Here is a 25,275-nt window from a genome sequence, read left to right on the forward strand (position 1 = left end):
GGCGTGCGCCCGGCTGCCGGAAACGGGCGTCTGACGCCGGGGCAAGCACATCGCCTGGGTACTCCCGCGCAGGACCGTCGGCGCGAGTCGAGGCGGCGTCCTCGCACAAGGCCCCAGAGCGCGACGCGGTGCACCGTGTGCCCGGCTGCCGGGCCGCGCGGGAGCCGTACGCCCCTGCACGCCAGGCGTCCCGGGCGGCCGGTGGGGCCGACGCGGCCGGCCCGACTCCGGACGGGCGCCCTACGGTCTGCGCACCTCATAGAGGAAACAGCCGTACTCGACGGCCCGGACGTGGACGAGCGCCACGGACGGGTCGTCGAACGCGTTTCGGAAGGCGTCGTCGCCGAGAGCCTCGACCAGCTCGCCGCCGAGGATGCGCCCGTCGGCGGAGTAGCGGCGGACGGTCCGGTGCGCGTTGGCGAAGGGGTACCCGTCGCGCCCGTCAGGACCCGCGCACTCGTCGGCGTGGATGAACACGGGCCCCTGCTCGTCGTACGCCCCGGGCTCGGCACCGGTCCCGGCCGCCCAGCGGCGCAGGGGCGCGTAGGAGACGAGCGCGATCCGCTCACCGGGCCGACTGCGGCGCAGACAGCAGCGGAGCGGGGCACCGCCCTCCTCGTCCGGGAAGGGGGCCAGGGGGCGGCCGGCGTCGTCGGCGGTGCGGAGTTCCTTGAGGGCGGCGGAGTCCACGGGCCGTGCGGTGTAGGTCGTCATGGGACCAGGCTGGCGCGGCCGAACACGGATGACCGGCGGGAATCGGACGGGGCGTCCCGAATCCGCAGGGTAATCCCCCGATCCGTGGGAGACAGTTCGTGGAAGGATGACCGAACCGCCGAACCTACACATAACGAGGAGATGACCGCGTGCCTGGCACAAACCTGACTCGCGACGAAGCTCAGCAGCGGGCGAAGCTGCTGAGCGTCGAGTCCTACGAGATCGATCTCGACCTCTCCGGCGCGCAGGAGGGCGGTACCTACCGGTCCGTGACCACGGTGCGCTTCGACGTGGCCGAGAACGGGGCGGAGTCCTTCATCGACCTCGTCGCTCCCACCGTTCACGAGGTCACGCTGAACGGGGACCCGCTCGACCCGGCGGAGGTCTTCAAGGACTCCCGGATCGCGCTGCCCGGCCTGCTGGAGGGCCGCAACATCCTGCGGGTCGTCGCCGACGCCGCGTACACCAACACCGGTGAGGGCCTGCACCGCTTCGTCGACCCGGTCGACGAGCAGGCGTACCTCTACACGCAGTTCGAGGTGCCGGACGCCCGCCGCGTGTTCGCCTCCTTCGAGCAGCCGGACCTGAAGGCCACCTTCCAGTTCACCGTGAAGGCGCCGACCGGCTGGACGGTCATCTCCAACTCCCCGACTCCGGAGCCGAAGGACGACGTCTGGGTCTTCGAGCCGACCCCGCGGATCTCGTCGTACATCACGGCCCTGATCGTCGGCCCGTACCACTCCGTGCACAGCGTGTACGAGAAGGACGGCCAGTCCGTGCCGCTGGGCATCTACTGTCGTCCCTCGCTCGCCGAGCACCTCGACTCGGACGCCATCTTCGAGGTGACCCGGCAGGGCTTCGAGTGGTTCCAGGAGAAGTTCGACTACGCGTACCCGTTCAAGAAGTACGACCAGCTGTTCGTGCCCGAGTTCAACGCGGGCGCGATGGAGAACGCGGGTGCCGTCACCATCCGCGACCAGTACGTCTTCCGGTCCAAGGTGACCGACGCCGCGTACGAGATGCGCGCCGAGACCATCCTGCACGAGCTGGCCCACATGTGGTTCGGCGACCTCGTGACCATGGAGTGGTGGAACGACCTGTGGCTGAACGAGTCGTTCGCCACCTACACCTCCATCGCCTGCCAGGCGTACGCCCCGGACAGCCGGTGGCCGCACTCCTGGACCACCTTCGCCAACTCCATGAAGACGTGGGCGTACCGCCAGGACCAGCTGCCGTCGACGCACCCGATCATGGCGGAGATCCGCGACCTGGACGACGTGCTGGTCAACTTCGACGGCATCACGTACGCCAAGGGTGCCTCCGTTCTCAAGCAGCTCGTCGCCTACGTCGGCATGGACGAGTTCTTCGGCGGGGTGCAGGCGTACTTCAAGCGCCACGCGTTCGGCAACACCCGGCTGTCCGACCTGCTGGGCGCGCTGGAGGAGACCTCCGGCCGGGACCTCGGCACCTGGTCGCAGAAGTGGCTGCAGACGGCCGGCATCAACATCCTGCGCCCGGAGATCGAGACGGACGGCAACGGTGTCATCACCTCCTTCGCCATCCGCCAGGAGGCCCCGGCGCTCCCCGCCGGCGCGAAGGGCGAGCCGACCCTCCGGCCGCACCGCATCGCCGTCGGCCTGTACGAACTCGACGACGACAGCGGCAAGCTGGTGCGCGACGAGCGCGTGGAGCTGGACGTCGACGGCGAGCTGACGGCCGTACCGCAGCTGGTCGGCAAGCGCCGTCCGGCGGTCGTGCTCCTCAACGACGACGACCTGTCGTACGCCAAGGTCCGCCTCGACGAGCAGTCGCTGGCCTTCGTGACCGAGCACCTGGGCGACTTCGAGTCGTCGCTGCCGCGCGCGCTGTGCTGGGCGTCGGCGTGGGACATGACGCGGGACGCGGAACTCGCGACCCGCGACTACCTCTCCCTCGTCCTCTCCGGTATCGGCAAGGAGTCCGACATCGGTGTCGTGCAGTCGCTGCACCGGCAGGTGAAGCTGGCGATCGAGCTGTATGCCGCCCCCACCGCCCGCGAGGCCCTGCTGACCCGCTGGACCGACGCCACGCTGGCCCACCTGCGGTCCGCGGCGGCCGGCAGCGACCACCAGCTGGCGTGGGCGCGGGCGTTCGCGGCGACGGCCCGTACGCCGGAGCAGCTGGACCTCCTGGAGGGGCTGCTCGACGGCTCCCAGGTCATCGAGGGCCTGGCCGTCGACACCGAGCTGCGCTGGGCGTTCGTGCAGCGGCTGGCCTCCGTTGGCCGCTACGACGAGTCGGAGATCGCCGCCGAGTACGAGCGGGACAGGACCGCGGCGGGTGAGCGCCACGCGGCGACCGCCCGTGCCTCGCGGCCGACCGCGGAGGCGAAGGCGGAGGCCTGGGCGCAGGTCGTCGAGTCCGACAAGCTGCCCAACGCCGTCCAGGAGGCCGTCATCGGCGGCTTCGTCCAGACCGACCAGCGCGAGCTGCTGGCGCCGTACACGGACCGGTACTTCGAGGTGATCAAGGACATCTGGGAGTCCCGCTCGCACGAGATCGCCCAGCAGATCGCGGTCGGCCTCTATCCCTCGCTCCAGGTCTCCCGGGAGACCCTGGACCGGACGGACGCCTGGCTGGCCGCGGCGGAGCCGAACGCGGCCCTGCGCCGGCTCGTCTCCGAGTCCCGCGCGGGCGTGGAGCGCGCGCTGAAGGCACAGGCGGCGGACTCGCTGGCGGACCAGTAGGACCCGGCGGGAGGCGGACGGCTCCGGTCGTCCACCTCCCGCCCCGTGCAGGCAGTGCCGGGGGTGCAGGCGTCCCGACGCACCGCCCGGGCCGTGCTCACCATCGTCCGCATGCGCAGGCGGACCGAGTCCAGCGCGGACCGAGTCCAGCGCGGGCCCGCTTCAACCACCCGCGCACACCAGCCGGGCCGTGTTCAGCATCGTCCGCACGTGCAGCCCGGTCTGCGCGGCCACCGGCACCCATCGCAGGTCGTACGTCTTCTCCAGCTCCTGGCTCCACTCGCGCACCAGGTCGTCGAGGATCTCGACGGTCCGGGGGTCGGTGCGGGCCAGGGCGCGGCTCGCCATCGCCGCCACCCTGAGCGGGATACGGCGGGCGGAGATCCCCCGGCTGGCGAAGTGGCCGTGGAACCGACCGGGTTCCTCCGCCGCCCAGCTCGCGACGATCGACGGCGCCACGTCGAGGAGCTCCCGTGCGGCGACCCGCAGCGGCGCCAGATCCTCCGGTACGGCCGTGTCGATCCGTGTCCCGAGGACGGCCGCGAGTTCCCGGGTGCGGCCCAGCAGCACCTCCCCCAGCCGGGCGGCCTCGCGGTCCGGGTCGGTGACCGGCCGGGCGTCGCTCACCGAGGGCACGGCCCAGGCGGGGGTCTCGATCAGGGTGGTCAGGGTGCCATGGCGGCGCGGATGGAGCCAGGTACTCTCGGCGACGTACCCGCTCGGGTCGCGTTCGCCCTCGCCGTGGCCGTCGGGCAGCACCAGGACGCCGGGCGCGTCGAGCCGCCAGTCGGGGCCGTCGACGGGGTGCCGGTCGACCGGGACGCGCAGGTGCGCGGCGGTCTCACGGAAGGCGGCCGCGGCGCCGGGCAGCGCCCGCGTCATCATCACGAAGGCACCGCCGAACTCGATGCCGTGCAGGGTGAACTGGGCGACGGGCCGCAACTCGTCGAGGAGCCGGACGAGCGCGGCCGACTCGGGGAGCGGTTTCCCGGGAGGCACGGGCAGCGACTCCGGCTGACGGGCGAACGCGGGCCGGTAGAAGTGCCGGTGACACTCCGTCAGCGAGGGCTCCGGCTCCTCCGGCTGCCAGCCGTGCGCGAGGTGCGCCCCGTCGGGGTCGAGGCAGAGCAGGAAGTGCCAGGTGCAGCCGAGGGGTTCGAGCAGCCGGGGCCTGCGGGCGAACAGGGCGGCGAGCCGCAACGCCGAGGCGCCGCCCACGGGTTCGTTGGCGTGCGCGCCCGCGACGGCGAGGATGTGGCGCTCGCCGTGCCCGGCGGACAGCAGCCACAGCGGGCGCCCGGCCCGGCTCTGTCCGACCTGGCTCAGCCGCAGCAGGCCGGGGGCGGCGCGGACCAGCGTGCGGGCCCTTCGCTCCAGTTCGTCGACTGCCGGATAGAGCGAAGTCCGCACGCCGGTCCTCCCACGCTGGTGATCAGATCAAGCACCCTGGGAATTACTGTCCCCAGTGGTCTCTTTCTTGTCCAGCGGGCGAATCACGATCTTGACGGCATGTGAGCTCCTCTCAGCTGCCGCCGTTGCCACCGCTGTCCCCCGTGGTCTCCTTCTTGTCCAAGGGGCGGATCACGATCTTTGTCGGCATCTCAACTCCTCGTCTTCGTACAGGATTTGACCTTTCCGAAGCGATCGCTGACCGCTCTTGTCAAGGCTGTGCCGAGGGAGTCAGAGTGTCAAGGAGGTGTACGTGTGACGGGCAGGGGGCCCTGATGACGGAGGCGGCGGCGGTGACGGTCGAGGCGTTCCGGCGGCCCCGGATCAAGCCCGAGCACCGCGCCTACCGCACGGTCGACGGCAACGTGCGCGTCGGCAGCGTGATCCACGGCATCGGCGCGGAGATCGCGGACCCGCAGGGCTGGGTGTGGACGCTCGTCGAGGCGATGGACGGGACGCGGGGGCCGTCGGAGGTGGTCGCCGAGGTCCTGCGCGGGCACCCGGAGCTGTCCGGCGCGGACGCCCGCCAGGCGATGGCGGACCTGCTGGCCGCCGGTTTCGTGGACGACGCGGAGGCGCCCGTGCCGGTGCCGTCCCGCGAACAGGACCGCTACAGCCGGGGCGTCCCGCTGCTCCGCTGGATGGACCTCACCCCTCGCGCCAGCCCCTGGGACGCCCAGCTCCGCCTGCGCGCGGCCCGGGTCCTGCTGATCGGAGTCGGCGGCACGGGCGGCCACGCGGCCCAGGCCCTGGTCGCCTCCGGCGTGGGCCACCTCCACTGCGTCGACCCGGACGTGGTCGAACTCTCCAACCTCAACCGCCAGCCCCTGTACCGCGAGTCCGACCTCGGCCGGCCGAAGGTGGAGGCGGCGGTGGCAACCCTGCGGGCGCTCAACTCGGACGTGACGGTGACCGGGGAGCGGAGGGAGGTGTCGGGCCAGGAGGAGTTGACGGAGCTGCTGGCCGGACCACGGCGGGCGGAACGGCTGCCATGCCCGGCACGACCGCCGGGGGCCACCGGCCGGGGCTCCGGCGGCGGGGGCCACCGGAGCCTTGACGCGGGCCCCGGACATACCTGCGCGCCCGCCGGCACCGAGGCCGAGCCGCCCGCCGCGACCGAAGCCGGCCCGCAGACGCTCGCGCGGCCGGCGTCCTCCTCCCCCTACGACCTCCTCGTCCTCGCCGCCGACCGCCCCGACGCGATCCGCCGGTGGACCAACCGGGCCTGTCTGGCGGCCGGGCTGCCGTGGGTCGACGCCGGATACCGGGGGCCTCTCGTGACCGCCGGGGTGTACGTGCCCGGTCAGGGGGCCTGCTGGGAATGCCTGCGGGACGGGGAGTTCGCCCGGCGCGATCTGCGGCTCGGGCCCGGGCAGGACCCGGAGACCGCCTCACCGCGGATGCCGTGGAACCCGGCGAGTGCCGTCACCGCCGGGCTCTCGGGAGCACTGCTCGCACATGCCGCCCTCGCCCTGCTGACCGGGATCCCCGCGATGGAGCCGGGCTTCCGCTTCGGGGTGAACCTCATGCTCCCCGGCGACCCCGTCCACCAGCGCACCCCCCGCCACCTGGACTGCCCGGCGTGCGGGGAGCGTGCGTGAACCGGGTACGGCTGCACGCGCTGGACTCCCGCCCCGACGGTGACGAGTGGATCGTGGGCCGCAGGGCCACCGGCCGGTTCGTCGCCCTGCCGGAGGTGGGCAAGCAGGCCCTCGATCTGCTCGACCAGGGCCTGCCCCCGGCCGAGGTCGGCGAACGGCTCCGCACCCGGACCGGCGACGACATCGACGTACCGGACTTCGTGGAGGCCCTGCTGGGACTCGGGTTCGTGGCGGAGGTCGACGGCCGCGCGATCGACCAGGAGCCGCCCCCGGCCCCGACGTTGGCGTGGATACGGCCCCCTCAGGTGCGCTGGCTGCTCAGCCCCGCCGTTCCCGTGGCCCTCGCCGCCCTGATCGCGGTCACCCTGTTCACCCGGCCCCCCGTGCCGCTCGACTACCGGACCCTGCTGTGGAGCGCGCACGGCAGCGCGGTCGTCGCCCTGGGCGCGGCCGTCGGCTGGAGCCTGCTGCTGCTCCACGAGTGCGCCCATCTGCTGACCGCCCGCGCGACCGGGGTGGCGGGGCGGATACGGCTCGGCACGCGGCTGCAGTTCCTGGTGATGCAGACGGACATCAGCGGGATCGAACTCGCCCCGCGCCGCCACCGGTTGACCGCCTACCTCGCCGGCATCGCGACCAACCTCACGGCCGCGTCCCTGGCCGCCCTCGCCGCGGGCGCGACCACCGGCACACCCCGCCGCGTCCTCGCCGCCGTGACCCTGCTCGCGCTGCTCCCCCTGCCCTTCCAGCTCATGGTCTTCATGCGCACCGACCTGTACTTCGTCCTCCAGGACCTGACCCGCTGCCGCGACCTGTTCGGGGACGGGGCGGCGTACACGAGGTACCGGGCCCGGCGGCTGCTGCGGCGCCGGAGCCGTCGTACCGACGAGCCGGACCCCAGCCTCGGACTGCCCGCGCACGAACGACGGGCCGTCCGCGCCTACAGCGTGGTGCTGGTCGTCGGCACCACGCTGTGTCTCGCCTTCTTCGCCGCCGTCACCCTGCCCGCGGACGTCACGCTCCTCGCCCGCGCGGTGGCCAAGTCGGTCGCCGCGGAGTCGACTTGGGACCGGCTGGACGGGATCGCCGTCGTCGTCACGCTCGGCGGCCTGCACGCCCTGTGGCTGCGCACCTGGTGGCGGGGCCGTCGGATCAGACGGACACCATCCCGCCCGTCACGTTGACGAACGTGCCGGTGATGCCGCCCGCCTGGTCGGAGGCGAGGAACACCGCGGTGGCGGCGATCTCGGCGAGCGTGGGGTTGCGGCGGGTCATGCGCATCCCGGCGAGCTGGTCGACGATGCCCTGGACGGCGCTCTCGTCGATCGCCGGGTTGACCGCGGAGAGCTTCTCCACGGTGAACGTCTCCGGCACCCCGGCCGCCCACAGGCCCACCGCCCGCACCCCGCGTGGCCCGAGCTCGATGGCCAGGTTGCGCACGAGCGTGTCGATCGCCCCGTCCGCCGGACCTGTGCCGCCCATCATCGGACTGCCGTGCGCGGAACCGCTGTTGAGGGCGAGGATCACACCCGAGCCGCGCGCGGCCATCCGGCGTCCGGCGGCGCGGGCGGTGAGGAAGTTGGCCCGCAGGCCGTCGGCGACCGGCCTCATGAAGTCGTCGACCGCCATGTCGGTCAGCGGCGCGCCCTGCACATCGCCGCGCGTGACCAGGTTGATCGAGATGTCGATGTCCCCGACCTGCTCGGCGTGCGCCTCCACGGCCGCCTCGTCCAGCGCGTCCACGACGGCGACCTCGGCGTCCTTGATGTCGGCGGCCACCGCCTCCAGGGTCGTGCGGGTACGGCCGACGAGGTGGACCCTCGCGCCCTGCCCGGCGAAGGCCCGGGCGACGGCCCCGCCGATGGAACCGCCGGCGCCGTAGACGATCGCGGTCTTGTCGGTGAGCAGCATGGTGACTCCTTCGAAGTGGTGCGTACGTGACATCCATGCAGACGTACGGCTCCGCGGATGCTCATCGGTCGCCGCTCGTGGGTCGGTCGCCGCTCGTCGGTCGTTTCGCTGCTCATCGGCCGGTCACAGCCGCAGGGGCAGTCCGAACGCGGGGAAGAGGTGCGGCTCGAAGGAGGTGATCTCCGCGATGCGGTCGCCGTGGCCGTGGTCGGTGAAACGCAGGACGTCAAGGACCTGGGCCCGGTAGACGCTCGTATCCGGCCTGCGGACGTAGTGCGCCGCCGCCTGCTGGCCGTTGGCCCGGGTGGGCAGGCTGCGCCAGTGCCCGAGGAACATCGGGGAGGCGGGATCGAGGCTGACCCGCACGAAGTCGATGATGGCGTCCCGGCCGACAAACCAGAACGGGTTCGGCGGCATGGTGAGGGTGACGTCCTCGGTGAGCAGCTCGGCCATCGCCGCGAAGTCGAGGCGTCCGACGGCGGCCATGTACCGGTCCAGTACGGCCTGTTGGGCCTCCGTGGGCACGGTGGCCCGCCAGTCCGAGCGCTCCCGGGGCAGGTGTGCGCGCAGGGTGGGCCGGGCCCGCTGGAGTGCGCTGTTGACGGAGGCCACGCTGGTCTCCAGGGCCTCGGCGGTCTCGGCGGCGGTCATCCCGAGGGCGTCGCGCAGGACGAGCGCGGCCCGTTGGCGCGGGGGCAGATGCTGGATCGCGGCGAGGAGGACGAGCTCCAGGGTCTCGCGGGAGACCGCGGCCGACTCGGGCTGCTCGTGCTCCTCGGTGAGGGGCGTCTCGTCGTCCGGGTAGGGCTGCAACCAGGTGATGCGGCTGGGCGGTTCCCCCTCGCCGTGGTTCATCCCCGGCACCGGTTCGTACCGCTGCGGGCGGCGCGCGGTCCGCCTCAGCAGATCCAGGCTGGTGTTGGTGGCGATCCGGTACAGCCAGGTCCGCGCGCTCGCCCGCCCCTGAAATCCGTCCCGCGCCCGCCAGGCCCGCAGGAAGGTCTCCTGCACCAGGTCCTCGGACTCGTCGTAGGACCCCGTCATGCGGTAGCAGTGCACCTGGATCTCGCGGCGGTACTGCTCGGTGAGGGCGCCGAACTCCGTTTCGGTGAGGTGCGTGACGGGGGCGGCTTCGGGGAGTTGCGTAACGGGGTCGGCTGTGACGGAATCCCCGGCGGCGGCCTGGGTGGTGTCGCGCACCGTACGGGCCACCCGCCTCAACCGCGCGACCGATTCCGACAGTTCGGTGACGGTCGAGTAGAGGGCGTCCACGGGCTGCGGCGCCAGCTGCCCCGCCCGGCGCCCGATGTCGTCGATGAGGCCCTGCACGGTGAGGCCCTGGGGCTGCCGCCGTTCCCGGTAGGCCTTCTGCCGGCAGGCGGCGGAACAGTAGACGGAGCCGCGTCCGGTGCGGCCGGCTCGCGCGGCGAGCGGCTTCCCGCACACCGCGCAGACGTCTGTGGCCACGTGCGCCTCCGGGAGTTTCGTAACGCGGTATCGGAGTGACGGTGTCGGAGTGACGTTACAACGCCCCCGCGGCGCGTGGGCCCGCTATCGGCGGGGCGTCGGAAGCACCCGGTCCGCAGACACCTCGCGGCGCTCCCGCCCGCCAGAACCGAACGCCGACCGGACGGGCCGCCGCACCCCCAACTGCCCCACCACCGTCGCACCGAAAGCCAGCACCATCCCCGCCAACTGCACCGACGTCAGCGCCTGCCCCAGCTACCGGCGCGCCAGAAGAAACCGCAGATCCGCAGACACCTCGCCATGCTCCCGCCCGCCAGAACCGAACGCCGACCGGGCAGGCCGCCGCACCCCCAACTGCCCCACCACCGTCGCACCGAAAGCCAGCACCATCCCCGCCAACTGCACCGGCGTCAGCGTCTGGCCGAGGGCCGCCCAGCCGACGACCGCGGCGGTCAGCGGGGACAGCGGGCCGAGGAAGGTGACCTGGGTGGCGGTCAGGCGGCCGATGCCGCGGAACCAGAGCCAGTACGCCACCGCCGTGTTCGCCAGCGCGAGGTAGAGGTAGCCGCCGACCGCGCGCCCGTCGAGCGCGGGCGGGGCGCCCTCGACGAGGAGGGCGAGCGGCGCGATGAGCAGGCCGCCCGCGGTGAGCTGCCAGGCGGTGAGGGCGAGCGGGCCGACGCCCTCGGGGCGGCCCCAGCGCTTGGTCAGCACGGTACCGGCGGACATGGAGGCGGTGGCCGCGAGCGCCGCGAGCGCACCGACGGCGTCGAGTGCCCCGGCCGTCTTGAGCACGACCAGGCTGACGCCGAACGCGGCGACGAGTCCGGTGAGCACACTCCGGGCGGTGGGCCGCTGCCCCAGCAGGGCGGCCGACAGCCCGAGGACGATCAGCGGTCCCACCGAGCCGACCACCGCGGCCATCCCGCCCGGCAGCCGGTACGCCGACAGGAACAGCAGCGGGAAGAAGGCCCCGATGTTCAGCGCCCCGAGCACGGCCGCCTTCCCCCACCAGACACCGCGCGGCAGCACCCGGGCGAGGCCGAGCAGCACGAGCCCCGCGGGCAGCGCACGCATCATGCCGGTGAACAGCGGCCGGTCGGCGGGGAGGAACTCGGTGGTGACGGCGTAGGTGGTGCCCCAGGAGACGGGGGCGAGGGCGGTGAGAAGGATGGTGGCGGGGCGGTTGGTGGTCGGCTTCCTCATGACTCCCTCTCTACTGGCTTACGAGAAAGTAGCTTACTCCTGAGCTACTTTTCCGCAAGCCACTTTCTTGCGGGCGAGCCGAAGCCTGCGGATACTCGGAGCATGAGTGCACAGCGCAAGGACGCCGTCGACGCGATCATCGAGCAGTGGGCAACCGTGCGGCCCGACCTCGACACCAGGGCCATGGAGGTCTTCGGGCGCATCTACCGCCTCTCCCGCGCCATGGGCGACCGCGTGGAGAAGGTGTACGCCCCCTACGGCATCTCCCGCGGCGAGTTCGACGTCCTCGCCACCCTCCGCCGCGCCGGCGAGCCCTACACCCTCTCCCCTCGCCAGCTCTCCTCGACCCTGATGCTCACGACCGGCGGCATGACGGGCCGCCTCGACAAACTGGAACGCGCCGCCCTCCTGCGCCGCTCCCCCGACCCCCACGACCGCCGGGGCCTCCAGGTGACCCTGACGGAGAAGGGGCTGGCCGTCATCGACGAGGCGGTGGCAGCGGGCCTGGCCGCCCAGACGGCGGCCCTGTCCCCCCTCGACGACGAACAGGCCGACCAACTGGCCGACCTGTTGCGGACGTTGCTCGCGGGCACCCAGGACTCAGAGCACTAACGGCCCACCCGGGCGGCCAGCTCCGCCCCCACCACCCCGGTGTCCGCCTCGTCCGCCGCCCACGCCACGTACCCGTCGGGCCGCACCAGGACGGTCGTACGGCGGGAGGTCGCCCAGCGCTCCACGGCGAGGCGGTCCTTGTGGGCGCCCCAGTCGCCGTAGGCCTCCGGCTGGGGGGTGATCAGGACGAACCTGCCGCCGCGCAGGGACTCGTAGAGGCGGCCGCCTTCCGCGAGGGACACGTCGGGGACGCGGGTGCCGGTCAGGGGGTGGGAGCCGCGGGGGGCTGCGTACCGGTAGCCGATGCCGGTGAGTTGGCCGAGCATGCGGCGGCGGGCCGGGCCGACGTGGTCGAGGGCGGTGGTGAGGGCGGCGCGCAGGGCCAGTTCCCAGGGACGCTTGGCCATCGCGAGGCGGACGATGCCGCCGCTGCTGCGGAGGACGGCCTTGCCGACGGGGTGGCGTTCGGACTGGTAGGTGTCCAGGAGTTCGGGGCCCGCGTGACCGCCCGCCACCTGGGCCAGCTTCCAGCTCAGGTTCGCCGCGTCCTGGAGGCCGGTGTTCATGCCCTGGCCGCCGGCCGGGGTGTGGACATGGGCGGCGTCGCCGGCCAGGAAGACCCGGCCCACCCGGTAGGCGGGGGCCTGGCGTTCGTCGCTGTGGAAGCGGGACATCCAGCGGGCGTCGTGCATCCCGAAGTCGCGGCCCAGGGCGAGACGGGTGACCTCCTTGATCTCGTCGAGGTCGAGGGGCTCGCTGTCGGGGAGGTCGCGGGCGCGGTTCCACGCGATGACCCGGTGGTAGCCGTCGCCGAAGGGGGCGATGAAGGCGAAGGCGTCACCCACGGCGTTGACGGTGAGCAGGGTCTCGGGCTGCTCGGCGAGGCGGACGTCCGCCAGGACCACCGAGCGGATCACCGAACGGCCGGGGAAGGGCAGCCCGATCGCGTCGCGTACGGCGCTGCGCATGCCGTCGGCCCCCACGAGGTACTCGGCGCGCAGCGGCTCCAGGACCCCGTCCGGCCCCCTCACCTGCACCGTCACGCCGTTCTCGTCCTGGGACAGACCCGCCACCTCGGTCTCGTACCGGAAGTCGACGCCCGCCTCCACCGCCCGCCGCTCCAGGACCTTCTCGACCTCGTACTGCGGCAGGACCAGGAGGTGGTGGAAACGGGAAGGGAGGGTGTCCAGGCCGATGGTCAGGTCGCCGAACAGGCCCAGCTTGTCCAGGCGCTGTCCTGCCGCCTCCAGGCCGTCGGCGAGACCGCGGGCATCGAGCTGTTCGAGGGTGCGGGCGTGCAGGACGAAGGCGCGGGAGAGGTTGCTGATCCGGTGCGGGCGCCTCTCGACGACGGTGACGGGGACGCCGGCGGTGGCCAGGTCACCGGCCAGCAGCAGCCCGGTGGGGCCGGAACCGACGACGATCACGGTGGGGGTGCCGTTCATGGTGGCCTCCTGTTGCCAACACTTGTTTGCCAACACTTGTTGACGAAGGTAGCGCCACCCCGGCACAGCGTCAACACTTGTTGGCCAACAGTTGTTGACCTACGATTGTCAGCATGAACGAAACACCCCGCCGCCGCTCCGACGACACCCGCGACGCGATCCTCGCCGCGGCCCGCGAGCGCTTCGCCGCCGACGGCTACGAGCGGGCCACCATCCGCGCCATCGCCAAGGACGCGCGCATCGATCCGTCCATGGTGATGCGCTACTACGGCAACAAGGAGGGCCTGTTCGCGGCGGCCGTCTCCGTGGACCTGAGACTGCCGGAGCCCGGCTCACTGCCCCGGCACGACATCGGCCGCGCACTCGTGTCGCACTTCCTCGACCTCTGGGAGGAGAACGAGGTGCTCACCGCGCTGCTGCGGGTCGGCGCGACCAATCAGGCGGGGGCGGAGCGGATGCAGGGCATCTTCCGGGACCAGGTGATGCCGGTGGCCCTGCGGGTGTGTCCGGACCCGGAGCAGGCTCCCGCGCGGGCCGCGCTGGCTGCCACGCAATTGCTGGGGCTCGCGCTGACCCGGTACGTCCTGCGGTTCCCGCCGACCGTGGCGCTGGCGCGCGAGGAGATCGTGGCCTGGCTGGCGCCCACGGTGCAGCGCTACCTCACCGCGCCGAGCCCCTGAGCACGCGCCGGGGCGCCGGCCTCGCCCACGTACGGCTGATACAGCTGACGCGCGTACGTACGGCGGGACCGGCGCCCCGGAAAGACGAAGCCTGCGCCCCGAGAAAGGCGCGCTCAGCGCCCCGGGAAAAGCCGAGGCCAGCGCCTATCACCGGCCCCGGAAGGCAAGCTCAGCGCCCCGAGACGCCGAGCTCAGCGGTCTCGACAAGGCAAGGCCGACGCCCGGAGAAAGCCGAGCTCGGCGCCCCGGAAGGGGTGGGGTCAGGCCTTCGAGCCGGCCTTGGCCTCGGCCTCGGCGGGCTTGGTCCTGATGTTGCGGCTGGTCACCCGGTGCTCTTCCTTGGACTTGTCCAGGACCATCACCAGACCGGCGATGACCCCGAACAGCACGAGCGGGGCCACGACGAAGAGGCCCAGCGTCTCGATGACGCTCAGGCCCGTGCCGGGGTCGTCGCCGTCGTCGCGGGTCAGCGCGGAGGCGGGGGACGACATGAGCAGCATCATCAGCGTCGTACCGGCCACCAGGGCGCCGGCGCGCAGGGCGTTCTTCTTGTCCACGGAGTCAAAGTATCCAACGGCGGTTCGGGCCGCGCGTCCGGGGTGCCGTATGAGGCGCCCCCGGTCCGTGGGCGCCCGCCCCTACGGTGCCCGCAGCACCTCCACCAAGGCGTGCAGGCGGGCCGAGGCCGCCAGGTCCTCCAGCGTCATCGCCCGCCCCTCCCCGTCCGCGATCGGCAGCCGCCAGTTCGGATACTGGTCCCACGTCCCCGGCAGGTTCTGCGGCCGGCGGTCCCCCACCGTGTCCGGCAGCCAGATCCCGACCATGCGGGCCGGAGTGTTCAGCAGGTACCGGTGCACGGCCTGGATCTGGGCCTCCTCGGTGGAGGGGTCGGCGCCGCCGCCGGTGCCGTGCAGCAGCCCGAGCCGGGCCAGCAGCTCCAGCCACTCCCCCGTGTCCGCGGCGGCCTCAGCGCGTTCCTCGTCCAGCGGCCGGGTCAGCAGGCCGAGCCCGTCGCGGAGTTCGACGTGTTCGCCGGTGAGTCGTGAGGCGGTGGGCGGCAGGTCGTGCGTGGTCGCCGTCGCCAGACAGTCCGCGCGCCACCGCTCGGGCGGCAGCGGGCGTCCGTCGCCCTCCCAGTCCCGCTCGAACCACAGCACCGACGTCCCCAGCACTCCCCGCTCGCGCAGCGCCTCCCGCACACCGGGCTCGACCGTGCCGAGGTCCTCGCCGATCACCAGCGCCCCGGCCCGCGAGGCCTCCAGGACGAGCACGGCGAGCATCGCCTCCGCGTCGTAGCGGACGTAGGTGCCCTCCGTCGGTGGCTGCCCCTGCGGGACCCACCACAGCCGGAACAGGCCCATGACGTGGTCGATGCGCAGCGCGCCGGCGTAACGGAAGAGGGCCCGCAGCAGCTGCCGGTACGGCGCGTAGCCGGACTCCGCCAGCCGGTCCGGGCGCCACGGCGGCAGGCCCCAGTCCTGGCCGCGGGCGTTGAAGGCGTCCGGAGGCGCTCCCACGGACATCCCGGCCGCGAAGTACGCCTGCTGGGCCCACGCGTCCGCGCCCTCGGGATGGACGCCCACCGCGAGGTCGTGGACGACGCCCACCGGCATGCCCGCCTCCCGCGCGGTGCGCTGGGCCGCGCCGAGCTGGCTCTCGGTGAGCCAGGCGAGGCGGCTGAAGAAGTCGACGCGGTCCATCAGCTCACCGCGGGCGCGGGCCGTCTCGGCGGAGCGCGGGTCGCGCAGGCCGGGGGGCCAGCCGCGCCAGTCCGAGCCGTGCGCCTCGGCCAGCGCGCACCAGGTCGCGTGGTCCTCCAGCGCCTGGCCGCCCTCGGCGAGATAGTCGGCGTAGGCGGCGCGGCGGCCGGGCCCGAGCGGGACCTCGCGGACGAGTTCGAGCGCCTCCCGCTTCAGCTCCCACACCGCGTCCCGGTCGATCAGCACGCCCTTCTCCAGCACGGATTCCCGCAGCCGACCGGCCCGCTCGCGCAGGGCCCGCAGCCGCTCGGAGTCGGCGATCTGGGCGTACTCGGGGATGTCCTCGATCCGCAGGTGCACCGGGTCGGGGAAGCGGCGCGAGGACGGCCGGTAGGGGGACGGGTCGGTGGGGGCACCGGGCACGGCCGCGTGCAGCGGGTTGACCTGGACGAAGCCGGCGCCGAGCGCACGCCCCGCCCAGGAGGTCAGTTCGGCGAGGTCGCCGAGGTCGCCCATGCCCCAGGAGCGGTGCGAGAGCAGGGAGTAGAGCTGGACGAGGAGGCCGTACGACCGCCCGGGCGGCGCGGGCAGGCGCGGCGGGGCCACGATCAGGTGGGCGTCGGCGGTGCGGCCGTCGGGCGCGGCGGCGGTCAACCGGTGGACGCCGGGCGGGAGTTGGTCGGCGGCGGCACGGGTCTCTCCCTGTTCGGTGGTGATGTGCAGCCGGGTGCCCTCGGGCAGGTCGGCGACGAAGGCGGGCGGGCTGCCGCTCCAGCACACCACCGTGGGCGGCAGCAGGCGCGCGCGCAGTTCGCGTTCCCGGGCCGCGAGGGCGGCGGCCGGGTCGCCGGCGTCGACTCCGAGGGCGGCCAGGGTCAGGGTGACGGCGGTGGCGGAGGCGGCGACCGTACGGTCCGGGGAGGGTCGGTAGGACGTGGCGATGCCGTACGACTCGGCGAGCCGGGACAGCTCCGGACCGGGGGGCGCCACCATCTACGGCTCCAGGTATGCGTCGGACTCGCTGGTCAGGGCGGCGGCGTCGGCGAGCGGCGGCTCGCTGGTGAGGGGCTCGGCGTCGGGCAGGGGTGGTTCGCTGGTGAGCGGGGTCTCGGAGCAGGCGCCCTCGGCGCTGAAGACACAGAAGTACTCAGCGGGCGCCTCGGGTTTGGACAGGGCCGGGAGCAGAAGGGGTGCCGATGCGGCCACGGGGGCCTCCTTGTCGAGTACGACGACGGGGGTTACCGCAGCCCTACCCACAGGACGCGACGACAGACGTACCAGAGGGGAGAACGTGCTTTTCGTCATGTTCCGTTGCTCCGTCACTCCCGTCCACCGATCGTCCCCCGGCCGTCCGTGGAACACCATCTCGGCTGATCACTATTCACTCAGTACATGTACGTGATGCATACTGATCGCCATGAGCATCCGCCACATCCTGCTGGGGCTGCTCGCCGGAGGGCCGAGCCATGGCTACGACCTCAAGCGACGCCACGACGAACGTTTCCCCGAGGCCCGTCCACTGGCCTACGGGCAGGTCTACACGACCCTCCAGCGCCTGGTCCGGGACGGTCTCGCCGAGGTCGAGGGCACGGACTCCGACGGCGGCCCCGAGCGCACCAGGTACCGCTCGACGGAGGCCGGCGCGCGTGAACTGGCCGAGTGGGCCGGGCAGATCGCCCCGCCCGCGCCCTTCGTGACCAACGAGATCTTCGCCAAGGTCGTCGTCTCGATCCTGTCCGGCGGCGACCCGGACACCTATCTGCGGGCCCAGCGCGCAGCCCACATGGCGCGGATGCGGGAGCTCACGGCGGTCAAGACCGCCAAGGGGGCCGACCTCGCGACCGTGCTCTCGGCGGACTACGCCCTCAACCACCTCGACGCCGATCTCCGCTGGATGACCACCACGGCGGCCCGGCTCACCACTTTGACCGCGGAGGTCGACTCGGCATGAACACCAAGGGGGACATCACGGTGCCACTTCTCGAAGGGCGGGGGCTCGTCAAGGCGTACGGCCCGACGGAGGCCCTGCGCGGCGCCTCGGTCCGGCTGGACGCCGGCGAGATCCTCGCCGTCACCGGCACCAGCGGCAGCGGGAAGTCGACGCTGCTGCACTGCCTTGCCGGGATCGCCGGGCCGGACGAGGGTTCGGTGTCCTACGGCGGCGAGCGCCTCGACCGCCTGCCCGAGAAGCGGCTGAGCGAGCTGCGCCGCACGGAGTTCGGCGTGGTCTTCCAGTTCGGGCAGCTCATCCCCGAGCTGACGGCGGTCGACAACGTGGCGCTGCCTCTGCTGCTCGCGGGCCTGACCCGCGCCGACGCCCACACGCGGGCCGGGGAGTGGCTGGAGCGTTTCGGAGTGCGCGGCCAGGCCGGGCTGCGGCCCGGCGAGATGAGCGGCGGCCAGGCCCAGCGGACCGCGCTGGCCCGCGCCCTGATCACCGGACCGAAGATCGTCTTCGCGGACGAGCCGACCGGCGCGCTGGACTCCCTGGCGAGCGAGCAGGTCATGACTGCCCTGGTCCACACGGCCCGCGAGTCGGGCACCGCGGTCCTGCTGATCACCCATGACGCCCAGGTGGCCGCGTACGCGGACCGCGAGGTGCGGATGGCCGACGGGGCCGTCGTTCCGGTCGGAGTGACGGCATGAGCGCCGGTCCGAAGGCACGTCTGGGTGCCGATCTGCGGATGGCCTGGCTGCTGACCCGCGGTTCCGACCGGCGGGAGTGGTGGCGGATCGGGCTCACTGCCGGCGGGGCGGCGCTCGCGACGGGGATCGGGCTGGCGATCGTCGCGCTGAACTCCCTGGACGGGTACTACTCCGTGTCCTTCGGGGACGGACTGCTCGACTCCGCGAGCGACCGGCGGAACGTGAGTGTCGTCATGGCGCTGCTGCTCGTGCCGGTGCTCGGGTTCCTCGGGCAGTGCGCGCGCATCGGCGCGGTGCACCGGGACCGGCGGCTGGCCGCGCTGCGGCTGGCGGGGGCCGGTGCGTGGCAGGTGCGGCGGATCGCGGCACTGGAGTCGGGACCGGCCTGCCTGGCGGGCTCGCTGACCGCCACGGCCCCCGGCGTGCCGCTGCTGCTGCACCTGTGGGCCCGGCCCACCGCGCTCGCCTGGGCCGGGTTCGCCCTGGTCGCCGTGGCCGTACCGGTGCTGGGCGCGGCCGTGAGCGTGCTGTCGCTGCGACACGTGGTGGCCTCACCGCTGGGCTGGGTGCGGCGGGTACGGCCCGTGTGGGGTCCGGGGCGGGCCCTGCGGGCGGTGAGCGCGCTGCTCGGGGTCGCGGGGCTGCTCCTCGGCCTGTCGACGTTCACCGGCGGCCCGGTCCGCCTCGCCCTCGGCCCGCCCGCGCTGTTCGTCGTCGTCCTGCTCGTCGGGGCCGCGACGGTGTCCCTGGCCGGTACGGCGGCCCGGCGGCTGGGCGGGGTCCTGGCGTCCCGCGCCCAGAGCCCGGCGCTGCTGATCGCGGCCGAGCGGCTGCGGGAGGACCCGTGGGCGGCGGCCCGCACGCATGCCGCGGTGCTGCTGGTGACGGTCGTGGGGGCGGGCTTCGTGGGCGTGCGCCAGGTACTGCTGGAGACCCTGCACACCATGCGCCGCGAGGGGACGCTGTCGACGGACCTGGGGTACTACACGACCGGCATCGACCTGACGGCCGCCGCGATCCTCGTCGCCCTCGCTCTGACCTTGACGGGGCTCGCCGTGGGCACCGTGGAGTCACTCGCCACCCGACGCCGGGGCCTGGCCGCCCAGGTCGCCGCCGGGGTGCCCCAACGGGTACTGGCCAGGGCGCTGCTCCTGGAGACCGCGCTGCCGCTGGCTCCCGCGGTCGCGGTGGCGGGCGTGGGCGGTACGGCGATCGGCTTCTGGTACGCCTCGCTGGCCTCGCACCGGTCGGGCACGGTCCTGCCGTACGCCGCTCTCCTGGTCCCGCTCGCGGTGTACGCGGCCTGTCTGCTGGCCGCCGCCACCTCTCTGCCGCTGCTGCGCCGCTCGGTCCGCCCGGCGGAACTCAGGCACAGCTGACGCGCTGCTCTTCCGGTCCCGGAGGCACGGGGGACCTCCGGGACCGGATCCGAGCCGCCGTGTGCGGCAACACGAAGGCCCGGATCGTCGTCAGGCTGAGATGCCGTCGATCCGGGCCATGGCGTCCTCCGCGCCGTACGGTTGCAAGTACGGCAGCCAGCGCGGGTCCCTGTGGCCGGTGCCGATGATGCGCCAGGCCAGACCGGTGGGCGGAGCGGGTTTGTGGCGCAGCCGCCAGCCGATTTCGAACAGATGTCGGTCGGCCTTCACGTGGTTGCACCGGCGGCAGGACGCCACCACGTTGTCCCAGACGTGCTTGCCCCCGCGGCTGCGCGGGATGACGTGGTCGACGCTGGTTGCGACGCCACCGCAGTACATGCACCGGCCCCCGTCGCGGGCGAAGAGCGCCCTGCGGGTGAGAGGAACGGGCCCCCGATAGGGAACCCGGACGAATCGCTTGAGCCGGACCACGCTGGGTGCGGGGACTGTGACGGTCGCGCTGTGCATGAAGGCGCCGGATTCCTCAAGGGAGACCGCTTTGTTCTCCAGGACGAGGACGAGCGCGCGGCGGAGCGGTACGACGCCGAGGGGCTCGTACGACGCGTTGAGTACCAGGACATGCGGCACGGATGCCTCCTTGGGCGTCGGCGGCGCGTGGCTCGCGCCGGGACGAACTGAGGTCAGTCTCCCCTCTCGGCCGGGAGAAACGCCACCATGTCCCGGTAACGGGCTGGGAGTGTTTTCGACCACACCTTTCTTCATCCCCAGGTGAGAGCCGTCTGTCCCCCGAACATTGCAACGATCCACACACGATGCACCGCTAGTGTGGTGAGCCTGCTTTACCGGTGACCTTTTCGTGACCTTGACCGCCGTACCGGAAGGCAGACGCAGCACCTGGAGGTACCTGCCGTGTCCTTGTCCGCCGTCCTACTGGCCGCGAGTCCGTCGCCGTCACCGTCCCCCTCGGAGACGTCGACGCCGGCCGTGCCGAGTCTCCAGGACGCCCAGGAGAGCGCGACCAACGCCGCGAGCTGGGTGGAGCAGAACTGGTCGACCTGGCTGGCGATCGGTCTGCGGGTCCTGCTGATCCTGGTGATCGCCGGGGTGCTGAGAATGGTCGTGCGGCGGGCCATCACCAAGCTGATCGACCGGATGAACCGCACCGCCCAGGCGGTCGACGGCACCTCTATCGGCGGTCTGCTCGTCAACAACGAGCGCCGTCACCAGCGCTCCCAGGCGATCGGCTCGGTGCTGCGTTCGGTGGCCAGCTTCGCCATCCTGGGCACCGCGGCCCTGATGATCCTCGGTGCCTTCGAGATCAACCTGGCCCCGCTGCTGGCGTCGGCCGGTGTCGCGGGTGTGGCGATCGGTTTCGGCGCCCGCAACCTCGTCACGGACTTCCTCTCCGGGGTCTTCATGATCCTGGAGGACCAGTACGGCGTGGGCGACACCATCGACGCGGGCGTGGCCTCCGGCGAGGTCATCGAGGTCGGCCTCCGGGTGACCAAGCTGCGCGGTGACAGCGGTGAGATCTGGTACGTCCGCAACGGCGAGGTCAAGCGCATCGGCAACCTCTCCCAGGGCTGGGCGACGGCCGGCGTCGACGTGACCGTGAGGGCCTCCGAGGACCTCGACAAGGTCAAGCGGGTGCTGGGCGAGGTCGCCGAGAAGATGAGCAAGGAAGAGCCCTGGAACGAGCTCCTGTGGAGCCCGATCGAGGTCCTCGGCCTGGACAGCGTCCTGCTGGACTCCATGGTCGTGCGGGTCTCCGCCAAGACGATGCCCGGCAAGTCCCTCACGGTCGAGCGCGAGCTGCGCTGGCGCATCAAGCGCGCCTTCGACGCGGCGGACATCCGCATCGTCGGCGGCGCGACCGTCCCCGCCGACGGGGAGCCCGACGACCCGGCCGCTACGGTCGCGGCCCCGTCGGTCTTCTCCAACTCCGACTCCCCGCAGCACGCGGCGGCCTCCCCGCTCGTGTCGACCCCGGCCCAGCGCCCGACGCCGAAGTAGGGCGCCCCTCCCGCGAGACCGCCCCCGCAGGTAACGACTCCGTTTCCTGCGGGGGCGGTTTGTCGTTCCCCTCTTGACGGAAGGGTGGTCCAGACCTATGTTCCGTGCATCCGATAGGAAACCTTCCTAACAGTCACCGGACAGTACAGTCGTCCGGCAGTCACGGAGAGGGGCACCCATGGCAGGCACACCACGCACACTCCGCGCCATGAACGACCGTGCCGCGCTCGACCTCCTGCTGGAGCACGGCCCCCTTTCCCGTACGCGGATCGGCAAGCTCACCGGCCTCTCCAAGCCGACCGCGTCCCAGCTCCTGGCCCGCCTGGAGGCCTCGGGGCTCGTCCTCGCCACCGGCACCAGCGAGGGCAGGCCGGGCCCCAACGCCCAGCTCTACGAGGTCGACCCGAGCGCCGCGTACGCCGCCGGGCTCGACGTCACCCCCGAGCGGATCCTCGCCTCGGTCGCCGACATCACCGGCCGCGAGGTGGGCTCCTTCGAACTGCCGACCCCGGGACGCCGACCCGCCCAGCCCGTCGTACGGCAGGTCACCGACGCCCTCGACGGCGCGGTGAAGGCGGCGGGGCTCGCCCGCGGCGACGTCCACCGGCTCGTCATCGGCACCCCGGGCGCCTTCGACCCGGGCACGGGCCGGCTGCGCTACGCCTCCCACCTCCCCGGCTGGCACACCCCGACCCTCCTCGACGAACTCGCCGCCGCGCTGCCGATGCCGGTCGAGTACGAGAACGACGTCAACCTCGTCGCCGTGGCCGAACAGCGGCTGGGGGCGGCCCGCGGACACGAGGACTTCGTGCTGCTGTGGAACGAGGGCGGCCTCGGTGCCGCCCTGGTCCTCGGCGGACGGCTGCACCGCGGCTGGACCGGCGGCGCGGGAGAGGTGGGTTTCCTGCCGGTTCCCGGAGCGCCTCTGGTGCGGCAGGTGACCAAGGCCAACAGCGGCGGCTATCAGGAGCTCGCCGGTTCCCAGGCCATCCCCCAGCTCGCCCGTGAGCTCGGCATGACGGACATCCCCTCGGGACCGTACGCCGACGTCGCCGCCGCCCTCGTCGAGCGGGCCGCCACCGAGGACACCGTCCTGGGCCGGCTGCTCCTGGAGACCTACGCCACCCGTCTGGCCACCGGTCTCGCCTCCCTCGTCTCCGTCCTCGACCCCGAACTCGTCGTCCTCAGCGGTGCCTCGCTCACCGCCGGCGGCGACACCCTGCGCGCCCTCGTCCAGGCCGAGCTGGAGGAACTGGCAGCCTCCCGACCCCGGCTGGTCGTCGGCGCCGTCCATGAACACCCCGTGCTGCGCGGCGCGCTGGAGAGCGCGCTGGCGGCCACCCGCGACGAGGTCTTCGACACCTCGCGCTGACCCCCGTACTCCCCCACACCCTCATCTCACCGCCCGTCCCTGGGAGACCCCGTCATGCGCACAGCCCTCTCCTCCGCCATACCCTCGTCCGCCCGAAAAGCGGCGTTTGCCCTGACCGTGTCCGCCGTGCTCGTCACCACCGCCTGTACCGGCCAGTCCTCCTCCGGCGCCGACGACGACGCGTCGAAGGAGACCACCATCAACTTCTGGCACGCCTGGAGCGCGGACTCCGAGGTGGCGGGGGTGAAGGCACTCGTCGCCGGCTTCGAGAAGGCGCACCCCAACATCCACGTCAACGTCGTCGGCAACATGACCGACGACAAGATCAACCAGGCGCTGCGCACGGGCGGCGGCAAGGCCCCGGACGTCATCTCGTCGTTCACCACGAACAACGTCGGCAAGTTCTGCTCCTCGGGGGCGCTGGTCGACCTCAACCCGTTCTTCAAGAAGTCGTCGATCGACCCGGACACCACCTTCCCGGCCGCGATGAACCAGTACACGCAGTTCGACGGCGACCGCTGTGCCGCGCCGCTCCTGGGCGACGCCTACGGGCTCTACTACAACAAGACCGCCTTCGAGAAGGCCGGCATCACCGCGCCGCCGAAGACCTGGACCGAGTTCGAGGCCGACGCCAAGAAGCTGACGATCGCCCAGGGCGACTCGTACAAGCAGCTCGGGTTCATGCCGGACTACCACGGCTGGGAGACCACCACCGAGCACTACATGGGCCAGTTCTCGCCCACCTACTTCGACAAGGCGGGCAAGTCCACGGTCGCCACCGACCCGGCCGTCGCCGCCGCCTTCACCCTCCAGAAGAAGCTCGTCGACGACCTCGGCGGCTACCGGAAGCTGGAGAGGTACCGCGCGGGACTCGGCGACGAGTGGGGCCCCAAGCACCCCTTCCAGACCGGCCAGGTCGCCATGCAGCTCGACGGCGAGTGGCGGCTCGGCATGGCCGTGGACGCCAAGCCCGGCTTCGACATCGGCGTCGCCCCGCTGCCCGTCCCCGACGACCAGGCCGACCAGTACGGCAAGGGATACATCACCGGCACCATCGCCGGCATCGCCGCCAACAGCACCAAGCAGAACGCGGCCTGGGAGTTCCTGAAGTACATCACCACGGACACGGACGCGGTGGTCGGCTTCTCCAACGCCATCCACAACGTGCCCTCGACGCTCGCGGCCCTGAAGTCCCCGAAGCTGAAGTACGACCCGCGCTTCAAGACCTTCCTCGACATCGCCGCGAACCCGAACTCGACGACCGCCCCCTCCTCGATCAACGGCGGTGTCTACCTCACCACCGTCCAGGAGCTCGGCTACGACTACGAGAGCGGCAAGGTCACCGACCTCAAGAAGGGCCTCGCCGCCGCGGCCAAGCAGATCGACACGGACATCGCGCAGGCGAAGTAGCGATGAGTACCGTCACTCTGGCGTCGAAGCGCCGCAGGTCGGCGCTTCGCACGGCCGCCTTCATGTCACCCTGGCTGATCGGCTTCACGGTCTTCTTCGCCTATCCGCTGCTGTCGACCGTCTACTTCTCGTTCATGCACTACGACGGCTTCAAGCCGCCGACCTGGAGCGGGACGAAGAACTGGACCTACGTCTTCGAGCACTACCCCTTCTTCTGGCCCGCCCTGCGCAACACCCTGTGGCTGGTCGTGGTGATGGTGTCCCTCCGGGTCGTCTTCGGCCTCGGGGTCGGTCTGCTCATCACGAAGATCAAGACGGGCACGGGGGTCTTCCGGACACTGTTCTACCTCCCCTACCTGGCCCCGCCCGTCGCCGCCACCATGGCCTTCGCCTTCCTGCTCAACCCCGGTACGGGACCGGTCAACTCGATCCTGGAGAAGGTCGGCATCCCGGCCCCCGGCTGGTTCAACGACCCCACCTGGTCGAAGCCGGCCCTCACCCTGCTCGCCCTGTGGGGCATCGGCGACCTGATGGTCATCTTCATGGCCGCGCTGCTGGATGTGCCGCAGGAGCAGTACGAGGCCGCCGAGCTGGACGGGGCCTCGGCGTGGCAGCGGTTCCGGTTCGTCACCCTTCCCAACATCTCGCCGATCGTGATGTTCGCCGTGGTCACCGGTGTGATCCAGACGATGCAGTACTACACACAGCCGCTCATCGCGGGGAAGGTCGCCTCGGGGGTGATCCAGGGCGCGGGCACGCAGTTCGAGCCCGGTTACCCGGACAAGTCGACGCTGACCCTTCCCCAGCTCGTCTACAACCTCGGCTTCCAGCGCTTCGACTACGGCTCCGCGTGTGTCGTCGCCCTCGTCCTCTTCGCCCTGTCGATGGTGTTCACCGCGTTCCTGATGCGGCGCCGGGGCGGTCTCATCCAGGCAGGTGACTGA

22 protein-coding genes are annotated in these 25,275 nt (G+C 72.2%); 12 read left to right on the forward strand and 10 right to left on the reverse strand.

Features of this window, described 5'->3' with window-relative positions; genetic code table 11:
- Window positions 1–240 precede the first annotated feature (240 nt).
- Window positions 241–714 (reverse strand): DUF1203 domain-containing protein, encoded by a 474-nt coding sequence (locus H293_RS0103195; RefSeq protein WP_020116432.1) that lies wholly within the window; start codon window positions 712–714, stop codon window positions 241–243.
- A 149-nt stretch (window positions 715–863) separates the two neighbouring features.
- On the opposite strand from H293_RS0103195, the gene pepN reads away from it, so the two are divergent.
- Window positions 864–3,440, forward strand: coding sequence for an aminopeptidase N (gene pepN / locus H293_RS0103200; RefSeq protein WP_020116433.1), 2,577 nt, complete (start codon window positions 864–866; stop codon window positions 3,438–3,440).
- Between the two features lie 162 nt (window positions 3,441–3,602).
- On the opposite strand, the gene H293_RS0103205 is transcribed toward pepN, so the two are convergent.
- Window positions 3,603–4,850 (reverse strand): M14 family zinc carboxypeptidase, encoded by a 1,248-nt coding sequence (locus H293_RS0103205; RefSeq protein WP_020116434.1) that lies wholly within the window; start codon window positions 4,848–4,850, stop codon window positions 3,603–3,605.
- A 314-nt stretch (window positions 4,851–5,164) separates the two neighbouring features.
- Here H293_RS0103205 and H293_RS59835 point away from each other — a divergent pair, with 314 nt between their 5' ends.
- Both H293_RS59835 and H293_RS0103215 read left to right on the forward strand, forming a co-directional pair.
- Window positions 5,165–6,490, forward strand: coding sequence for a HesA/MoeB/ThiF family protein (locus H293_RS59835; protein ID WP_020116435.1), 1,326 nt, complete (start codon window positions 5,165–5,167; stop codon window positions 6,488–6,490).
- On the forward strand, window positions 6,487–7,674 hold the full coding sequence (locus tag H293_RS0103215; RefSeq protein ID WP_020116436.1) for a hypothetical protein: 1,188 nt from the start codon (window positions 6,487–6,489) through the stop codon (window positions 7,672–7,674). The genes H293_RS59835 and H293_RS0103215 overlap by 4 nt, the downstream gene beginning before the upstream one ends.
- On the opposite strand, the gene H293_RS0103220 is transcribed toward H293_RS0103215, so the two are convergent.
- The 3 genes from H293_RS0103220 to H293_RS0103230 form a co-directional block, all read right to left on the reverse strand.
- Entirely contained in the window at window positions 7,643–8,401 is a 759-nt protein-coding gene (locus tag H293_RS0103220; protein WP_020116437.1) for an SDR family NAD(P)-dependent oxidoreductase, read from the reverse strand. The two genes, H293_RS0103215 and H293_RS0103220, sit on opposite strands and share 32 nt — an antisense overlap.
- A 123-nt stretch (window positions 8,402–8,524) precedes the next feature.
- On the reverse strand, window positions 8,525–9,868 hold the full coding sequence (locus H293_RS0103225; RefSeq protein WP_020116438.1) for a sigma-70 family RNA polymerase sigma factor: 1,344 nt from the start codon (window positions 9,866–9,868) through the stop codon (window positions 8,525–8,527).
- Between the two features lie 255 nt (window positions 9,869–10,123).
- The gene (locus H293_RS0103230; protein WP_020116439.1) at window positions 10,124–11,074 is read right to left on the reverse strand and encodes an EamA family transporter; all 951 of its coding nucleotides are present in this window, start codon (window positions 11,072–11,074) and stop codon (window positions 10,124–10,126) included.
- A 102-nt stretch (window positions 11,075–11,176) separates the two neighbouring features.
- Between H293_RS0103230 and H293_RS0103235 the strand changes: the two genes are divergently transcribed.
- Window positions 11,177–11,686, forward strand: a complete 510-nt coding sequence (locus H293_RS0103235) for a MarR family winged helix-turn-helix transcriptional regulator (RefSeq protein ID WP_020116440.1) — start codon at window positions 11,177–11,179, stop codon at window positions 11,684–11,686.
- Here H293_RS0103235 and H293_RS0103240 read toward each other — a convergent pair.
- On the reverse strand, window positions 11,683–13,131 hold the full coding sequence (locus H293_RS0103240; protein ID WP_020116441.1) for an FAD-dependent monooxygenase: 1,449 nt from the start codon (window positions 13,129–13,131) through the stop codon (window positions 11,683–11,685). The genes H293_RS0103235 and H293_RS0103240 overlap by 4 nt on opposite strands.
- 113 nt (window positions 13,132–13,244) lie before the next feature.
- Between H293_RS0103240 and H293_RS0103245 the strand changes: the two genes are divergently transcribed.
- Window positions 13,245–13,811, forward strand: coding sequence for a TetR/AcrR family transcriptional regulator (locus H293_RS0103245; RefSeq protein ID WP_020116442.1), 567 nt, complete (start codon window positions 13,245–13,247; stop codon window positions 13,809–13,811).
- A gap of 260 nt (window positions 13,812–14,071) precedes the next feature.
- On the opposite strand, the gene H293_RS0103250 is transcribed toward H293_RS0103245, so the two are convergent.
- The 3 genes from H293_RS0103250 to H293_RS0103260 all read right to left on the reverse strand — a co-directional run bounded on the left by H293_RS0103250 (window position 14,072) and on the right by H293_RS0103260 (window position 16,717).
- Entirely contained in the window at window positions 14,072–14,368 is a 297-nt protein-coding gene (locus tag H293_RS0103250; RefSeq protein WP_020116443.1) for a hypothetical protein, read from the reverse strand.
- An 81-nt stretch (window positions 14,369–14,449) separates the two neighbouring features.
- Window positions 14,450–16,504: a 4-alpha-glucanotransferase gene (malQ, locus tag H293_RS0103255; protein WP_020116444.1), complete on the reverse strand. Its 2,055-nt coding sequence runs from the start codon at window positions 16,502–16,504 to the stop codon at window positions 14,450–14,452.
- The gene (locus H293_RS0103260; protein ID WP_020116445.1) at window positions 16,505–16,717 is read right to left on the reverse strand and encodes a hypothetical protein; all 213 of its coding nucleotides are present in this window, start codon (window positions 16,715–16,717) and stop codon (window positions 16,505–16,507) included.
- Between the two features lie 211 nt (window positions 16,718–16,928).
- Here H293_RS0103260 and H293_RS0103265 point away from each other — a divergent pair, with 211 nt between their 5' ends.
- From H293_RS0103265 to H293_RS0103275, 3 genes are read left to right on the forward strand one after another with little or no spacing between them, the layout of a single operon-like run.
- The gene (locus H293_RS0103265) at window positions 16,929–17,462 is read left to right on the forward strand and encodes a PadR family transcriptional regulator (protein WP_020116446.1); all 534 of its coding nucleotides are present in this window, start codon (window positions 16,929–16,931) and stop codon (window positions 17,460–17,462) included.
- On the forward strand, window positions 17,459–18,157 hold the full coding sequence (locus H293_RS0103270) for an ABC transporter ATP-binding protein (RefSeq protein ID WP_020116447.1): 699 nt from the start codon (window positions 17,459–17,461) through the stop codon (window positions 18,155–18,157). The genes H293_RS0103265 and H293_RS0103270 overlap by 4 nt, the downstream gene beginning before the upstream one ends.
- A complete protein-coding gene (locus tag H293_RS0103275; RefSeq protein ID WP_020116448.1) occupies window positions 18,154–19,536 on the forward strand; it encodes a hypothetical protein in 1,383 nt (460 codons plus the stop codon). The genes H293_RS0103270 and H293_RS0103275 overlap by 4 nt, the downstream gene beginning before the upstream one ends.
- A 90-nt stretch (window positions 19,537–19,626) precedes the next feature.
- Here the strand turns inward: H293_RS0103275 and H293_RS0103280 are convergent, their stop codons facing one another.
- Window positions 19,627–20,163 (reverse strand): HNH endonuclease, encoded by a 537-nt coding sequence (locus H293_RS0103280; protein WP_020116449.1) that lies wholly within the window; start codon window positions 20,161–20,163, stop codon window positions 19,627–19,629.
- A gap of 282 nt (window positions 20,164–20,445) precedes the next feature.
- Between H293_RS0103280 and H293_RS0103285 the strand changes: the two genes are divergently transcribed.
- From H293_RS0103285 to H293_RS0103300, 4 genes are all read left to right on the forward strand, one after another.
- Complete coding sequence (locus H293_RS0103285) at window positions 20,446–21,549, forward strand: mechanosensitive ion channel family protein (RefSeq protein WP_028807505.1); 1,104 nt, start codon at window positions 20,446–20,448, stop codon at window positions 21,547–21,549.
- Window positions 21,550–21,727: 178 nt separating this feature from the next.
- Window positions 21,728–22,921 carry an ROK family transcriptional regulator gene (locus H293_RS0103290; RefSeq protein ID WP_020116451.1) on the forward strand — a complete coding sequence of 398 codons (1,194 nt, stop codon included), beginning with the start codon at window positions 21,728–21,730 and terminating at the stop codon, window positions 22,919–22,921.
- A gap of 54 nt (window positions 22,922–22,975) precedes the next feature.
- Window positions 22,976–24,331, forward strand: coding sequence for an ABC transporter substrate-binding protein (locus H293_RS0103295; RefSeq protein ID WP_020116452.1), 1,356 nt, complete (start codon window positions 22,976–22,978; stop codon window positions 24,329–24,331).
- 2 nt (window positions 24,332–24,333) lie between these two features.
- Entirely contained in the window at window positions 24,334–25,275 is a 942-nt protein-coding gene (locus H293_RS0103300) for a carbohydrate ABC transporter permease (protein ID WP_020116453.1), read from the forward strand.

The sequence above is a fragment of the Streptomyces canus 299MFChir4.1 genome, assembly GCF_000383615.1.
Lineage (GTDB): Bacteria > Actinomycetota > Actinomycetes > Streptomycetales > Streptomycetaceae > Streptomyces > Streptomyces canus_C.